This window comes from Pseudomonas sp. NPDC087639, from assembly GCF_044743385.1.
In the GTDB taxonomy this organism is placed as follows: Bacteria; Pseudomonadota; Gammaproteobacteria; order Pseudomonadales; family Pseudomonadaceae; genus Aquipseudomonas.
Genome location: NZ_JBIUWI010000035.1, coordinates 1 through 16,306, shown reverse-complemented (window position 1 = coordinate 16,306; position 16,306 = coordinate 1). Strand labels below are relative to the sequence as shown.

The window sequence follows — 16,306 nt, the reverse complement described above, 5'->3', positions numbered from 1 at the left end:
TAGAAGAACTAAAAGACAATCGATGGCTGACAAGGAGTTGCGCTTCATGGAAATTGAAGAATTCGGCTACAAGCAAGAGTTGAAACGTAGCCTCACGCTCACGGATCTGGTGGTGTACGGGATGATTTTCATGATCCCCATCGCCCCGTTCGGCGTGTATGGCTACGTGAATGCCGAGGCACCGGGAATGGTGCCGCTGGCGTACATCATCGGCATGGTGGCGATGCTGTTCACGGCGTTGAGCTACGGCAGCATGGCCAAGGCTTTTCCGATCGCAGGCTCGGTGTATTCCTACGCGCAACGCGGCCTCAATCAACACGTCGGCTTCATCGCCGGTTGGCTGATGCTGCTCGATTACCTGCTGATACCACCGCTGCTGTATGTGTATGCGGCGATGGCGCTCAACCATTTGTATCCGGACATTCCGAAAGTCGGCTTCATTCTGGCGTTCCTCGTCAGCGCGACTTTCGTCAACCTGCGCGGCATCACCTTCACCGCGCGGATGAACATCATTTTCCTGCTGGCGCAACTGGTGGTGCTGGGCATCTTCCTGTTCTACGCCTGGAACGCCCTGCACAACGGTGGCGGTAACGGCGAGCTGACTCTGGCGCCGCTGTATCACCCGGAAACCTTCAATTTCGCCTTGCTGATGCAAGCGGTGTCGATTGCGGTGCTGTCGTTCCTCGGCTTCGACGCGATTTCCACCCTCGCCGAAGAGATCAAGGGCGACCCGGGCCGCAGCGTCGGCAAAGCCGCTCTGATCACCTTGATGGTGATGGGTGTGATCTTCGTTGCGCAGACCTGGATTGCTACTGATCTGGCAGCGGGCATGGGCTTCAAATCCGCCGACACCGCGTTCTATGAAATTGCCGAAATCGCCGCTGGCAGTTGGCTGGCGACCCTGACCGCTGTAGCGACTGCGCTGGCCTGGGGCGTGGCGGTGGCGATCACTTCGCAAGCCGCTGTCTCGCGCCTGCTGTTCGGCATGGCCCGCGACGGCAAGTTGCCGAAAGTGCTGGCCAAAGTGCATCCGAAACACAACACCCCGTACCTGAGCATTTATCTGGTGGCGGTGCTGTCGCTGGTGATCTGCTACCTGTTTATCAACTCGGTCGACACCCTGACCTCGCTGGTGAACTTCGGCGCGCTAAGCGGTTTCATGCTGCTGCACCTGACCGTGATCAACTACTACTGGCGTCGGCAAAAATCCGGTCAGGTCGTGCGTCATCTGATCTGCCCGGTGATCGGCTTCATCATCGTCGCGGCCATCATGTACAACATGGGCGTCGATGCGCAGAAACTCGGCCTGATCTGGATTGGTCTGGGCCTGGTGTACCTGTTTTTCCTCAACAAGTTCGGCGCCAGTACCGCGCTGCCTGACCCGAGCAACGGCTGACAAGAAAAAGAGCGGCGTCTGACAACAAATCAGGCGACCGCCGCTTTAACGCGTGGAAACCGACAGTGATAGTCAGGTTCGGTGATTCGCCGAACCTTTTGATACAGGAGTACATCCATGCTGGTCTTACGCCCAGTCGAGCAGAATGACCTGCCCCAGCTCCAACAATTGGCCCGCGACAGTCTGGTGGGCGTGACCTCCCTACCGGACGACAGCGAGCGTTTGCGCGAGAAAATCGCTGGCTCCTGTGCTTCATTTGACAGCGAAGCCGCGGCCCACGGCCCGGAGAACTATTTCTTCGTGCTGGAAGATTCCGACAGTCAGCGGCTGGTCGGTTGTTCGGAGATCCTCGCCAAGGCCGGTTTTGGCGAGCCGTTCTACAGCCTGCGCAATCGCCATTTCACCAGTGCCTCGCGGGAGCTGAATATCGAGCACGGCGTGCCGGCGCTTTCGTTGTGCCACGACCTGAACGATCACACCCTGTTGCGTGGTTTCCACATCGACGCAGCGCTGGTGCGAACGCCGTTTTCCGAATTGCTCTCGCGGGCGCGCCTGCTGTTCATCGCGGCCCATGCGCAGCGCTTCGCCGAAGCAGTGATTACCGAAATCGTCGGTTACAGCGACGAGAACGGTCATTCGCCGTTCTGGGATGCGCTGGGCAAACACTTCTTCGACCTGCCCTACGCCGAGGCCGAGCGCCTGTGCGGGTTGCAGAGCCGCGCGTTCCTCGCCGAACTGATGCCGCAATACCCGATCTACGTGCCGATGCTGCCGCAAGCGGCGCAGGACTGTATCGGCCGTATACACCCGGATGGCCAGGAAGCCTTCGACATTCTTGAGCGCGAAGGCTTCGAAACCAACAGCTACATTGACTTGTTCGACGCTGGCCCGACGTTGTACGCACGCACCGCGAACATCCGTTCAGTCGCTCAAAGCCGGACTGCACAGGCGCAGCAACAACCGCACATTGATGCACGCAGCCGTTATCTGCTGAGCAACGATGCGCTGCATGGCTTCCGGGCCATCGTCGCCGAACTCGATTACCACCCCGATCAACCGCTGTCCCTCACCCCTGCAATGTGTGCGGCGCTGAACGTGACCGATGACAGCCCGATCCGGCTGATTGCCCTGTGAACCGCGCCCGGTTCCGCACCCAACGACAGTGCCCGAACAGGCGCGAAGAAGGAGTTACAGCATGATTGTCCGCCCGGTTAAAGTCAGCGACCTGCCCGCGTTGATGACGTTGGTACAGCAGGCAGGCCCGGGGTTCACCACCCTGCCGGCCAACGAAGATCGCCTGTCCCACCGGGTGCGATGGGCGCAACGGGCGTTCGCCGAGCAGGTGGAACGTGCCGATGCCGACTATCTGTTTGTGCTCGAAGACGATGACATGCGCGTGGTGGGTGTCAGCGCAATGGCCGGCGCGGTTGGTTTGCGCGAGCCCTGGTACAACTATCGGGTTGGGCTGACGGTGAGTTCGGCCCCGGACCTGGGCATTCAACGGCAGATCCCGACGCTGTTCCTCAATAACGAACTGACCGGCCAATCGGAGTTGTGCTCGTTGTTTCTGGGCCATAACCATCGCCACGGCAGCAACGGCCGCTTGTTGTCGTTGGGGCGTTTGCTGTTCGTCGCTGAGTTCCCTCATCTGTTTGGCGAGAAGATGATCGCCGAACTGCGCGGCAGTGCCGATGAGCTGGGTTGCTCGCCGTTCTGGGACAGTCTCGGCCGACACTTCTTCCAGATGGACTTCAGTCACGCCGATCACCTGTCGGGGCTGGGCAACAAATCGTTCATCGCCGAATTGATGCCGCGCCAGCCGCTGTACACCTGCATGCTCACCGAACAGGCGCAAGCCGCCATCGGTCAGGCGCACCCCAATACCGAACCGGCGCTGAAAATCCTCCAGGCCGAGGGTTTCACCCACAAAGGCTATATCGACATTTTCGACGGTGGGCCGGTGATCGAAGCGCCAATCCGCAATATTCGCACGGTGCGCGACAGCCTTGAGTTGGCCCTTAGCCTCGGCACCCCGGACGAACAGGCGCCGCTGTGGCTGATCCATAACCGCCGCTTGGAAAACTGCCGCATCACCGTCGCCCGCGCTCGCCGGGTCGGCAGCAGCTTGGTGATCGACCGCCTCACGGCCAAGCGCCTGCAACTGCAACCGGGCAATTCGGTGCGGGCGGTGATGTTGCCCAATCAACAGCAGCAGGCCGTGGCTGCCTGATCCCCCCTATATGGAGGAGATCCAACTGTGGCGAGGGGATTTATCCCCGATGGGCTGCGAAGCGGACCCAAAAAAAGCCAACACCGCTTCCTTTCAGGCATACCGCATGCACCGGTTTTGCGACTGCTGCGCAGCCGATCGGGGATAAATCCCCTCGCCACAGTCGGGTCCTCTCAGACAGGCAAACCCTTCATTACAGGTTAATCCTTTCAGCACTTTATTCATCATCAACCTCTACCCTCGCAAATTCGTCATGATCATTGACCCATTCGCGTGATAGCCTTTTCATTCTTCGGCGTTGACACCTTTGCTCAAGCCGTTCCATTCCTTTGTATTGGTGGAACTCGTATGACCAGGCTTTCCCATCAAGATTTGCGCCGTAACTTCCGTCAGCTGCTGGCCTCCGACACCTGCTACCACACGGCCTCGGTGTTCGACCCGATGTCCGCCCGCATTGCCGCGGACCTGGGTTTTGAAGTGGGGATTCTCGGTGGTTCCGTGGCCTCGTTGCAGGTATTGGGCGCGCCGGACTTTGCCCTGATAACCCTCAGCGAGTTCGCCGAACAGGCCACCCGCATCGGCCGTGTCGCCCAATTACCGGTGATCGCCGACGCCGACCACGGCTACGGCAACGCCCTCAACGTGATGCGCACCATCGTCGAACTGGAACGCGCCGGCGTCGCCGCCCTGACCATCGAAGACACCTTGCTGCCCGCCCAATTTGGCCGTAAATCCACTGACCTGATCACGGTTGCCGAAGGCGTCGGCAAGATCCGCGCAGCGCTGGAAGCCAGGGTCGACACGGAAATGGCGATCATCGCCCGCACCAACGCCGGCATCCTGCCGAACCAGGAAATCATCAGCCGCACCCGCCAGTATCAGGCTGCCGGCGCCGATGGCATTTGCATGGTTGGCGTGCAGGACTTCGATCAGTTGGAGCAGATTGCAGAACATCTGACCGTGCCGCTGATGCTGGTGACCTACGGCAACCCGGCACTGCGCGACGACAAACGTCTGGCCGAACTGGGCGTGCGCGTGACCATCGACGGCCATGGCGCGTACTTCGCGGCGATCAAGGCAACCTACGACAGCCTGCGCGAACAGCGGCAGATCTTTACCCAGGCTTCGGACTTGAGCGCGACCGAATTGACGCATACCTATACCCAGCCGGAGGAATACATTCTCTGGGCCAAGGAATATATGAGCGTCAAGGAGTGATGTGTTGGCCGCACCGGCCTCTTCGCGAGCAGGCTCGCTCCCACATTTGATCTGTGTCGAACACAAATTCTGTGCTCACTACAATCCACTGTGGGAGCGAGCCTGCTCGCGAAGGCATCTGCCGCTACACCGCTAAATCGGGGTTTTGTAAGCCTCCTCCCGCTGCATCGCCCTGGCCTGAATCACATTCAAAATCGCACACCCTTCGCGCATCAACAGATGGGGAGGACGTGGCATTACTTGGTCGGTCATAGAATTCACTCCAAATGTGTCAGGTTCTGTATTCGACCGGCCACGATCGTCGCGGAGTTGAAGCCCCTGTAGGAGCTGCCGAAGGCTGCGATCTTTTGATTTTCCCCCTGAAGATCAAAAGATCGCAGCCTCGTTTCACTCGACAGTTCCTACAGGACGGGGGGTTACGCTATGAATAACGACAAACTCCCGTCACTGCCCCTTGGACAACTCCATAATCATCCGCGACAACAGATATATCCGCGGCGCCACACTCGCCACCTCCGCATATTCCTCCGGCGTATGAATATTGCCGCCAACAATCCCGAAGCCATCCAGCGTCGGCGTGCCAACCCCGGCCGACAGACTCGCATCGGCCGCGCCACCGCTGCCCTCCTCGGTCAATTTGCGGCCGATTTCGCCGTAAATCCCCTGAGCCATGGCCATCAGACGATCTGACTCGGCCGTCTGCGGCATCGGCGGTAGACCCCGTTGCAAACTCGTGGTCACCACGGTGTCTGGAATCAGCTTGTCCTGCGACACCCGCGCCAGATCCTTCTCGATCCGGTCGAACTCCTCCGGCACCGCCGCACGCACGTCAGCCTTGGCCGTGGCTTGATCCGGAATCACGTTGGTGCGATCGCCAGCCTTGAGCACGGTGAAGTTGATGGTGGTTTTCTTCGCCTCATCACCCAGCTTGCCCAGTTGCAGAATCTGGTGCGCCGCTTCCATCGCCGCGTTGCGCCCCAATTCCGGCGCGACCCCGGCATGCGCTGCTTTGCCCTTGACCTCGACCACCGCCGTCGCGCTGCCCTTGCGCCACACCACCAGGCCATCGGCCGGACGACCCGGCTCAAGATTGAGCGTCACGTCATGCAGTTTGGCGGTTTTCTTGATCAGGTCGGTGGCGACGTCCGAGCCGGTTTCTTCGCTAGCGTCGAGCAGGAAGGTGATTTGCGCATAGTCCTTGAAGTCGAGGTTTTTCAGGATTGTCAATGCATAGATCCCGGCGACGATGCCGCCCTTGTCGTCCATCACCCCCGGGCCGTAGGCGCGTCCGTCCTTGATGTGGAATGGCCGCTCGGCCGCCGAACCTTCCTTGAACACCGTGTCCATGTGCGCCATCAGCAGGATTTTCGCCTTGCCGGTGCCCTTGAACGTGGCCAGTACGTGGTTGGTTTTTTCCGGGGTGTTGGGTATCAGTTCGATGGTGGCGCCGAGCTTTTTCAGTTCATCAATGACGATCTCGCTGACTTGCTTGAGGCCTGGCTCATAACCGGAGCCTGTATCGATATTAACCAGGCGTTCCAGCAGTTTCAGGGCTTCGGGCTGGTATTGCTCAGCATTGGCGAGGACTTGTTTATGCGGTTCGGCATTGGCGGTAGCGGCAGAGAAAGCGAGCGTCAGGCCGAGGCTGGCGGCCAGCAGGGAGCGGGAAAATGAGAACGTCATGAATCGATCCTTGTTTCGCGTCGGGAGGAACTTGAACCGTACCTGACATTGACGCGAGGCTCTATCCCGGATGCGACACCGATTGAACCGGTTCACACAGCTGATATACGGGAAGTCAGACCGAGTCGAGCACCGGCTGCTTGGGCAGGTTGTCGCAATTGCAGATAACCCGGTTGCGCCCACTGGCCTTGGCCTCGTACAACGCCTGATCCGCGTCATTGAGCCAACGCGTCGCATCGGCATGGGCCGGGTCGTACTCCGCCAGTCCGATGCTCAAGCTGACCTTCAGCGCCGGGTTCTGCTCATAGCCCAGCGTGGCGAAGCGCTCGCGCAACGCTTCCATGGCTTGGGCGGCATGGAACAGCGGCAACTCCGGGAGGATCACGCAGAATTCATCGCCCCCATATCGCCCCGCGATGTCGGTGGCACGCAGGTTCTGCTTGAGCAGTTTGCTCAGTTGCCGCAGCACGATGTCGCCGGCCACATGGCCGTAGGTGTCATTGATCGCCTTGAAATGATCGATGTCGATCAATGCAATCGCCGCACCCTGTTTCTGCCGTTTGCAGCGCTGAAAGGCGATTTCCAGTTGATCCTTCCAGGCACCGTGGTTGAGCAGCCCAGTGAGGCTGTCGGTGCGGCTAAGCGCGAGCAATTCACGTTTATGCAGCCCCAGCGTGTAGGCCTGGCGAAAGCAGATCCAGCCCAGCGCCAGCGGATAGAGCATCAGCAACGGCAGGCAGGCATACAGTTGCAAGGGTGAGGTTTGCGGAATGAAGGCTGGGGCAAACACCACCAGCCCTACGCCAACCCCAAGGAGCTGCGCCGCAGAACCGGCCAGCAGAAAGCGCACACCGCCGATGGCCACGTTATTCATCGCCATCATCGAGATGGTCGTGGCGCTGGGCAGTGGATTGAACTGCATGGCGGCGACCCAAAAACCGCCGAGAAAGGCGTCGATCAATAGATTTCGGTGTTCGCCGTGGTAAGGCACGCTTGAACGGCGCGCCCATTGAAAGGCCAAATGCGGCCAGACGAGGCCGTTGATCAGCATCAGCGCCCATACCCACAGCGGTGGATCGAGCGGGTACATCGCCACGCTCACGCAAAGAAGCCCCAGGACCAGACCGAGGGTTCGCGATGTGTAGAGCCTCCTGGCCAATGAAAGTCCCTTCCCTCCCGTGTTTCCCATAGGGGCCTCGATCACTCGACGGAACTTGCACACCGTCAGACGGACTGGCTTGGAGTCTAACAGGGCGACGTTAAATAGCCATCACCGGCTAGCGGGCTCAACGGGCGCTGATCCGCCGCGCACAGTGCAAATATTTGGCTATACATGAAAGGAGGAAAACGGAAAAACAACTATAAGAAGGAGGCCCATGCAGACTTACCAAGTGTTGATCATCGGTAGCGGTTTTGGCGGCCAGTGTGCGGCGGTCAACCTGCTCAAGGCCGGGATCGACGATTTTCGTATGCTGGAACGGCGCGACTTCTTCGGTGGCACCTGGTGCCAGAACACTTACCCCGGCGCGGCGGTGGACGTGCCGTCGCCGCTGTATTCGCTGTCATTTGCGCCGTACCGCTGGTCGCAGATGTTTGCCGAGCAGGCGGAACTGCACCGTTACACCGAGCATGTGATCGACCAGTTCGGTCTGCGTGAGCGGGTGGAACTGCAGGCCAATGTCGAGCGCGTCGAGTGGGACGAGGCTGAAAAACGCTGGGCCGTCCACACCGCGACCAAGGGCACGTTCTACGCGCAGTTCATGATCAATGCCACCGGGCCGTTGAGCCAACCGGTGATCCCGCACTTCCCGGGGCAGGAGCGCTTTCAGGGCAAGACTTTTCACACAAACCATTGGGATCACAGCTACGACTACCGCGGTAAACGCGTGGCCATCGTCGGCAGCGGCGCCAGCGCGGCGCAGGTGATCCCGGCGATTGCGCCGAAGGTCGAGCAGTTGCATGTATTCCAGCGCACACCGCATTGGGTGTTGCCTCGCGCTGATCGCGTGTTCGGGCCGTTTCAGCGTTGGCTGTTGGGCTTGAAACCGGCCTACAAGCTATTGCGCTGGCTGATCTACTGGCAGTTCGAAACCCGGGTAATTGCCTTCAAATACTCGAAGCCGGCGATTCACCTGGTGCAGAAGCAGGCATTGCGCTTTCTCAAGCGCCAGGTGCCCGATCCGTTACTTCAGCAAAAACTCATCCCGGATTTCACCATCGGCTGCAAACGGGTGCTGGTTTCCAGTACTTACTACCCGGCGCTGACTCGGCCTAACGTCACCTTGCACAGTCGCGAACAAGGCATCGCCTCCATCGACGAAAGCGGGATCAACACCCAGGACGGTCAGCACATCGATGTTGATCTGATCGTCTGGTCGACCGGTTACGACGCCACCGATGGCGTTATTTCCTACCCGGTCAGCGGAAAAAACGCCGTGCAGCTCAGAGAGGTCTGGGCCGAATACCCCCGCGCCTACCTCGGCACCAGCCTGCCGGACTTTCCCAACCTGTTTATCGTCACCGGCCCCAACACGGGCATTGGCCACACATCGGCGCTGTTCATCATCGAATCGCAGATGAACTACATCCTCGACTGCATCCGCACCGTGCAGGCCAAAGGCCTGCGCAGCATCGAAGTACGTCCCGAGGCAGAACGTACCTACACTGAGATGATCCACCGGGAGATGGAGCGCACGGTCTGGAAGTCCGGCGGCTGCCACAGTTGGTATCAAAGCAAGAGCGGTCATGTGATCGCTATGTTTCCCGGCTTCAGTTTCAGCTATTACCGCTTGACCCGGGCGCTGAAACCGGCCGATCACATTCTGTCCTGACTACGTAAAAGGAAGACGTCGATGCTTTTGCTGTTTGTCGCCCTCGCAGTGTTCGTGGCCTGGAGTTGGTTGAGTTACCCGGCGGTCGGCCATTGGCTGTATGACCTGAACATGGCCACCGAAGCCAAGTTGTACAAGCTGCACAAGATCGAAGTGCCGATCGCCGAGATGACCGTCTCGACCTGGCAAGGTGGGCCGTACGAAGCTGCCAGCGCGATCCTGATGCTGCACGGTTACAGCGCCGACAAGAACCTGTGGCTGCGCTTCTCGCGGCATTTCGTACGCCAGTATCGAGTGATCATTCCGGATCTGGCCGGCCACGGTGAAACCGGCTTCAAGGCCGGCGGCGGCTACGATATCCCGCTGCAGGCCAAGCGCATGATCCAGTTGCTCGACGTTTGCGGCGTGGAGAAAGTCCATGTGATCGGCAACTCCATGGGCGGCTACATTGCGGCGTGGTTGGCGGCGACGTATCCGGACCGGATTGCCTCGGTAGCGCTGATTGATCCGGCCGGCGTCACGGCGCCTGAGGTCAGTGACATGGAGCGGCATCTGGCCCGTGGCCATAACCCGTTTCTGATCAATTCCCGAGAGGAGTTCCAGCAGTTTTATGCCATGACCATGGCTTCGCCACCGTGGGTGCCGAAGCTGGTACTGGACGCCATCGCCCAGCGCTACGAACGGCAACGCGATGAACTGGAAGAGATCTTCCGCGATTTCCGCGCCAGCCCGCCGATGGAGCCGAAACTGGCCGACATCAAATGTCCGGCGCTGCTGCTGTGGGGGCGCAAGGATCGGCTGATCGACGTCAGCAGCGTGCCGATCTGGAGCAAAGGCATCGTCAATTTGCAGGTGGATGTGTGGGACGGCGTCGGGCATATGCCGATGGTCGAACAGCCGGTTAATACCGCGCGGTTGTACCGGGAGTTTCTGGGAAATCAGCAATGAACATCCTCTACGACGAGCGCCTCGACGGCCCGTTGCCTGACGTGAATAAGGCCGAGCTACTGAAGGCCTTGCAGCAAGCCGTGCCCGACCTCGACATTCTGTGGCGTGAAGACGAACTCAAACCCTACGAATGCGACGGTCTGTCGGCTTACCGCACGACGCCCATGCTGGTTGCCCTGCCCCGTCGGCTTGATCAGGTGCAGACCCTGCTCAAACTCTGCCATCAACAGAACGTCCCGGTGGTCGCTCGTGGCGCGGGCACCGGTTTGTCCGGCGGTGCCTTGCCGCTGGAAAAAGGCTTGCTGCTGGTGATGGCGCGCTTCAACAACATCCTGCACATCGACCCGGCTGCGCGCACCGCACGGGTTCAGCCGGGCGTACGCAATCTGGCAATCTCCCAGGCCGCCGCGCCGTTCGGCCTGTATTACGCGCCGGACCCGTCGTCACAGATCGCCTGTTCGATCGGCGGCAATGTCGCCGAAAACGCCGGCGGCGTGCATTGCCTCAAGTACGGTTTGACCGTGCACAACCTGCTGAAAATCGAAGTGCTGACCATCGAAGGCGAACACCTGACGTTGGGCTCCGACGCCCTCGATTCAGCGGGGTTCGACCTGCTCGCGCTGTTCACTGGTTCCGAAGGTTTGCTGGGGATCATCACCGAAGTCACGGTCAAACTGCTGCCCAAACCCCAGGTCGCCAAGGTGCTGCTGGCCAGTTTCGATTCCGTGGAAAAGGCCGGGCGAGCGGTGGCGGAAATTATTGCGGCAGGGATTATTCCCGGTGGCCTGGAAATGATGGACAACCTGGCCATCCGCGCCGCTGAAGATTTCATTCACGCCGGTTACCCGGTCGACGCCGAAGCCATCCTGTTGTGCGAACTCGATGGCGTCGAAGCCGATGTCCATGACGACTGCCTGCGGGTGCGCGCCGTCATGACCGAGGCCGGCGCGACCGAAGTACGCCAGGCCCGTGATGAAGCCGAACGCGTGCGCTTCTGGGCCGGGCGCAAAAACGCCTTCCCGGCCATCGGCCGATTGTCGCCGGACTACTACTGCATGGACGGCACCATCCCGCGCCGCGAATTGCCCGGCGTGTTGCAAGGCATTGCGCGCCTCGGCGAGGAGTACAACTTGCGTGTGGCCAACGTGTTCCATGCCGGCGACGGCAACATGCACCCGCTGATCCTGTTCGACGCCAACCAACCCGGCGAACTGCACCGCGCCGAAGCGCTGGGCGGCAAGATCCTCGAATTGTGCGTGCAGGTCGGCGGCAGCATTACCGGCGAACACGGGGTCGGCCGCGAGAAAATCAATCAGATGTGCGCGCAGTTCAATAACGACGAACTGCGCCTGTTTCACGCGGTAAAAGCCGCGTTCGACCCGAAGGGCCTGCTCAACCCCGGCAAGAACATCCCGACCCTGCACCGCTGCGCTGAATTCGGTGCGATGCACATTCACGCCGGGCAACTGCCATTCCCTGAGCTGGAGCGCTTCTGATGGCCGATTTCGATGCCAGCAGCGCCCTGCTCGATCAGGTCAATCAAGCGCGGGCCAACGCCACGCCGCTGAAGATTCAGGGCGGCAACAGCAAGGCGTTTCTCGGGCGCGAAGTGGCCGGTGAAGTGCTGGATACTCGCGCGCACCGTGGCATCGTTCGTTATGACCCGACCGAGTTGGTAGTCAGCGTGCGTGCCGGCACGCCGTTGTCCGAGTTGCTCGCCGCGCTGGACGCTGCCGGGCAAATGTTGCCGTGCGAACCGCCCGCGTTCGGCGACGGCGCCACGGTCGGCGGCATGATCGCCACCGGGTTGTCCGGGCCACGGCGGCCATGGTCGGGCTCGGTGCGGGATTTCGTCCTCGGCACAAGGGTGATCACCGGTCTCGGCCAACACCTGCGCTTCGGCGGTGAAGTGATGAAAAACGTCGCCGGTTATGACCTGTCGCGGCTGATGGCCGGTAGTTACGGCTGCCTCGGCGTGCTGACTGAAGTCTCGCTGAAAGTCCTGCCCAAACCCCGTCAGTGCCTGAGCATCCGCCTCGATATCGACTGCACCCGCGCCTTGGCCAATCTCGCCGAATGGGGCCAGCAACCGCTGCCGATCAGCGCCGCGTGTCACGATGGCGACAGCCTGTACCTGCGCCTTGAGGGCGGCGAAGGCTCTGTGACGGCGGCGCATCAACGTTTGGGCGGTGAACCGCTGGACTCGGTGTTCTGGCGGGATTTGAACGAACAACGTTTGCCGTTTTTCGACGAAGGCCTGCCGCTTTGGCGCCTGTCACTGCCCAATAACCTCGGCCCACTGGACTTGCCAGGCGAGCAACTGATCGACTGGGCCGGTGCGCAACGCTGGCTTAAATCCGACAAACCGCACATTCATATCCACGCTCAGGAACTCGGCGGCCACGCCACGTGTTTCACTCACGGCGCCAGTGACTCGCCGTTCCAGCCGCTGGACTGGACCCTGCTGCGCTATCACCGGCAACTCAAGGCGCAACTCGACCCGCAAGGGCTGTTCAACCCAGGCCGGATGTACGCGGAGTTCTAGCCATGCAAACCACCCTCAGCGAGCAATCCCGACTGTTGCCCCGTGCCGCCGAGGCGGAAAAGATCCTGCGCACTTGCGTGCATTGCGGCTTTTGCAACGCCACCTGTCCGACCTATCAATTACTCGGTGATGAACTCGATGGCCCGCGCGGGCGCATCTATCTGATCAAGCAAGTGCTCGAAGGCGCACCGGCCACCCCGCAGACGCAACTGCACCTGGACCGCTGCCTGTCGTGCCGCAACTGCGAAACCACCTGCCCGTCCGGCGTCGATTATCACAACTTGCTCGACATTGGCCGGGCGGTGGTCGATCACGCGGTACCGCGTCCGGCGGCGCAGCGTTTGTTGCGTGAGGGACTGCGGGCCTTGGCACCGAATCCGGGGTTGTTCAAGGGTTTGCTGCGGATGGGCACGGCATTCCGACCGCTGTTGCCGCGAATGTTTGAAAGCAAACTGCCACAGCATCTGCCGAGTTCGGGTGTGCGCCCGCACCCACAGCATGCGCGCCGGGTTTTGCTGCTGGAAGGCTGCGTGCAACCGGGTTTGTCGCCGAATACCAATGACGCCACGGCGCGGGTGCTGGATCGACTCGGGATCAGTGTCACGCCAGTGGCCGAAGCGGGTTGTTGCGGCGCGCTGGACTATCACCTCGACGCCCAGGCCAAAGGCCTCGACCGCGCCCGGCAGAACATCGACGCCTGGTGGCCGCATCTGCAAAACGGCGCCGAAGCCATCGTGCAGACCGCCAGCGGCTGCGGCGCGTTCATCAAGGATTACGGGCATCTGCTGGAGGATGATCCGGCTTACGCCGACAAGGCGCGGCGGATCAGCGAACTGACCCTCGATCTGGTGCAGGTTATCGCGCAGGAACCGCTGGAGCAGGTGTGTGCCGCCGGCGAACAGCGGATTGCCGTGCATTGCCCGTGCACCTTGCAGCACGCGTTGAAACTTGGCGGCGCCGTTGAAGCGGTGCTGACTCGCCTGGGCTTCAACCTGACCAACGTGCCGGACGGTCATTTGTGCTGCGGTTCGGCGGGCACTTATTCGCTGACCCAACCGGCCATCGCCCGGCAACTGCGCGACAACCGCCTCAATGCTCTGGAAAGCGGCCGCCCCGAGCTGATCGTCACCTCCAACATCGGCTGCCAGAGCCACCTCGCCAGTGCTGGTCGGACACCGGTCAGGCACTGGATCGAACTGGTGGATCAGTCGTTGGCAGAATGAAGTTCGTAGGATTCTTCGTTTGCCCGCGCGGGAGAAGGCTGCGATCTTTTCCTCCATCCATTTCGTGACCGTGGCAGGAATTTTTTTCATGACCGTGCAGCCTTTCGTCAGCCCCGACCTGATCCGCCAACGCTTCTCCAAAGCGATGTCCGACATGTACCGCGAAGAAGTCCCGCTGTACGGCGCGCTAATGGAACTGGTGGAGCAGACCAACCGCGACGTGCTTTCACGTCAGCCAGACATCGCACGACAACTCAACAGCACAGGCGAAATCGAACGGCTGGACATGGAGCGTCATGGCGCGATCCGTGTGGGCACCGCAACGGAACTGGCCACCCTCGCGCGCCTGTTCGCGGTGATGGGCATGCAACCGGTGGGTTATTACGACCTGACGCCGGCGGGTGTGCCGGTGCATTCCACGGCGTTTCGCGCGGTGCATGAAGAGGCGCTGCAAGTCAGTCCGTTTCGAGTGTTTACCTCGTTGTTGCGGCTGGAGTTGATTGAAGATCCTGAACTTCGCGCCTTTGCCGAATCGGTGCTGGGCAAGCGTTCGATCTTCACGGCGGCGGCATTGCGTTTGATCGCGCAGGCTGAGACCGCTGGCGGACTCAACGAAGCCGAAGCACAGGCATTCGTCCTACAAGCGCTGGAAACCTTTCGTTGGCATCACAGCGCAACCGTTACCGCTGCGCAGTACCGGACGTTGAGCGCCCAGCACCGTCTGATCGCGGATGTGGTGGCGTTCAAAGGCCCGCACATCAATCACCTGACACCGCGCACTCTCGACATCGACGTCGTTCAGGAGCAGATGCCGGCTCATGGCATCACGCCAAAAGCCGTGATCGAAGGTCCACCGCGCCGGCAATGCCCGATCCTGTTGCGTCAGACCAGTTTCAAGGCCTTGGATGAGCCGATCGCCTTCACCGACCAAAGCGAAACTCGTGGCAGTCACAGCGCGCGTTTCGGCGAAATCGAACAACGTGGCGCGGCGCTGACACCCAAGGGCCGGGCGTTGTATGACCGCCTGTTGAATGCGGCGCGGGATGAGCTGGGTGATTTCCCCAACGAAGCCAATGCCGCACGCTACAACACGCTGATGACTCAGCACTTTGGCGAATTTCCTGACAGCATCGAAGGCATGCGCGAACAGGGTCTGGCCTACTTTCGCTATTTCGCCACGGAAAAGGGCTTGGCGGCGGGTAGTCTCAATGAGGCCTCGCTGGAAGACTTGTTACGTGACGGCTATGTGAAAGCGGAGCCGTTGGTGTACGAAGATTTCCTGCCGGTCAGTGCGGCGGGGATTTTTCAGTCCAACCTTGGGGATACGGCGCAGGCTCACTATGGCGAGCATTCCAATCGGCAGGCATTTGAACAGGCGCTGGGACGTCCGACGATTGATGAGTTGGGGTTGTATGCGCAGACGCAGCGGCGGTCGATTGAAGGGTGCGCGCACGTGCTAGGTCTGAAGTTGAACTGATAGTGAAATCCTCTACAAAGGGCTTCGTGATGGCACGGAGCCTTGATGCGCAAGAAGTTGCGCACATGCTCATAATATTTCGCCCTTAAAATCGCTACAGCTCACGCCATTCATGGCCTGCAGCCAAGTGCGCAAGAAGTTGCGCAGTACTGCGCAACTTCTTGCGCACTTTTGCCCCCAAACCACGGCCAAACATCCTACGTTTAGCCTCTAACATCCGCTTAACCCCCACATGCCGGGGGCTTCGCAAAACCTGGCACGCTCCTTGATAACAGTCAGGCACCCACCGGGCGATTTCGCCTCCCGGGCACCCTAAATTTATCCGCAAGGAGAGCATCCCATGGCAACACCAGCGTACATGTCGGTTACCGGCGAAAAACAAGGCCTGATCACTGCAGGCGCATTCACCGCTGACTCCGTTGGCAACACCTACCAGGAAGGCCACGAAGACCAGGTTATGGTTCAGGCTTTCAGCCACGACGTGATCATCCCGCGTGACCCACAATCCGGTCAGCCAACCGGTCAGCGCGTTCACAAGCCAGTTGTGATCACTAAGGTCTACGACAAGGCTTCGCCTCTGCTGCAAGCCGCTCTGACCTCCGGCGAGCGCATGAGCGAAATCGTTATCCAGTGGTTCCGTACTTCGGCTCAAGGTACTCAAGAGCACTACTACACCACCAAACTGGAAGACGCGATCATCGTCGCCATCAACAACAAAATGCACACCTGCCAGGATCCAGGCAACGCGCAAGTCA

General features: G+C 60.3%; 13 protein-coding genes. 11 read left to right on the top strand and 2 right to left on the bottom strand.

Features of this window, described 5'->3' with window-relative positions; translation table 11 throughout:
* The first annotated feature begins 46 nt into the window (after window positions 1-46).
* From ACIOVB_RS15930 to ACIOVB_RS15915, 4 genes are all read left to right on the top strand, one after another.
* Window positions 47-1,396 carry an APC family permease gene (locus ACIOVB_RS15930; protein WP_401269197.1) on the top strand — a complete coding sequence of 450 codons (1,350 nt, stop codon included), beginning with the start codon at window positions 47-49 and terminating at the stop codon, window positions 1,394-1,396.
* Window positions 1,397-1,513: 117 nt separating this feature from the next.
* A complete protein-coding gene (locus tag ACIOVB_RS15925; protein ID WP_401269194.1) occupies window positions 1,514-2,530 on the top strand; it encodes an arginine N-succinyltransferase in 1,017 nt (338 codons plus the stop codon).
* Between the two features lie 61 nt (window positions 2,531-2,591).
* Window positions 2,592-3,626, top strand: coding sequence for an arginine N-succinyltransferase (gene astA, locus ACIOVB_RS15920; protein ID WP_401269191.1), 1,035 nt, complete (start codon window positions 2,592-2,594; stop codon window positions 3,624-3,626).
* A gap of 348 nt (window positions 3,627-3,974) precedes the next feature.
* A complete protein-coding gene (locus tag ACIOVB_RS15915) occupies window positions 3,975-4,844 on the top strand; it encodes an oxaloacetate decarboxylase (protein WP_016774123.1) in 870 nt (289 codons plus the stop codon).
* 444 nt (window positions 4,845-5,288) lie between these two features.
* Here ACIOVB_RS15915 and ACIOVB_RS15910 read toward each other — a convergent pair whose 3' ends face one another.
* Both ACIOVB_RS15910 and ACIOVB_RS15905 read right to left on the bottom strand, forming a co-directional pair.
* Window positions 5,289-6,527, bottom strand: a complete 1,239-nt coding sequence (locus ACIOVB_RS15910; RefSeq protein WP_401269187.1) for a M20/M25/M40 family metallo-hydrolase — start codon at window positions 6,525-6,527, stop codon at window positions 5,289-5,291.
* Between the two features lie 115 nt (window positions 6,528-6,642).
* Complete coding sequence (locus tag ACIOVB_RS15905) at window positions 6,643-7,716, bottom strand: diguanylate cyclase (RefSeq protein WP_187677063.1); 1,074 nt, start codon at window positions 7,714-7,716, stop codon at window positions 6,643-6,645.
* Window positions 7,717-7,903: 187 nt separating this feature from the next.
* On the opposite strand from ACIOVB_RS15905, the gene ACIOVB_RS15900 reads away from it, so the two are divergent.
* The 7 genes from ACIOVB_RS15900 to ACIOVB_RS15870 all read left to right on the top strand — a co-directional run.
* Complete coding sequence (locus tag ACIOVB_RS15900) at window positions 7,904-9,358, top strand: flavin-containing monooxygenase (protein ID WP_401269185.1); 1,455 nt, start codon at window positions 7,904-7,906, stop codon at window positions 9,356-9,358.
* Window positions 9,359-9,379: 21 nt separating this feature from the next.
* A complete protein-coding gene (locus ACIOVB_RS15895) occupies window positions 9,380-10,306 on the top strand; it encodes an alpha/beta fold hydrolase (protein ID WP_187677061.1) in 927 nt (308 codons plus the stop codon).
* Window positions 10,303-11,802, top strand: coding sequence for a glycolate oxidase subunit GlcD (glcD, locus tag ACIOVB_RS15890; RefSeq protein WP_401269182.1), 1,500 nt, complete (start codon window positions 10,303-10,305; stop codon window positions 11,800-11,802). The genes ACIOVB_RS15895 and glcD overlap by 4 nt, the downstream gene beginning before the upstream one ends.
* Window positions 11,802-12,851, top strand: a complete 1,050-nt coding sequence (gene glcE, locus ACIOVB_RS15885; protein ID WP_401269180.1) for a glycolate oxidase subunit GlcE — start codon at window positions 11,802-11,804, stop codon at window positions 12,849-12,851. The genes glcD and glcE overlap by 1 nt, the downstream gene beginning before the upstream one ends.
* Before the next feature lie 2 nt (window positions 12,852-12,853).
* Window positions 12,854-14,074: a glycolate oxidase subunit GlcF gene (gene glcF / locus ACIOVB_RS15880; RefSeq protein ID WP_401269177.1), complete on the top strand. Its 1,221-nt coding sequence runs from the start codon at window positions 12,854-12,856 to the stop codon at window positions 14,072-14,074.
* Between the two features lie 88 nt (window positions 14,075-14,162).
* Window positions 14,163-15,551 (top strand): VOC family protein, encoded by a 1,389-nt coding sequence (locus tag ACIOVB_RS15875; RefSeq protein ID WP_401269174.1) that lies wholly within the window; start codon window positions 14,163-14,165, stop codon window positions 15,549-15,551.
* 340 nt (window positions 15,552-15,891) lie between these two features.
* A partial coding sequence (locus ACIOVB_RS15870; protein ID WP_401269172.1) for an Hcp family type VI secretion system effector occupies window positions 15,892-16,306 on the top strand: 415 nt, incomplete at its 3' end.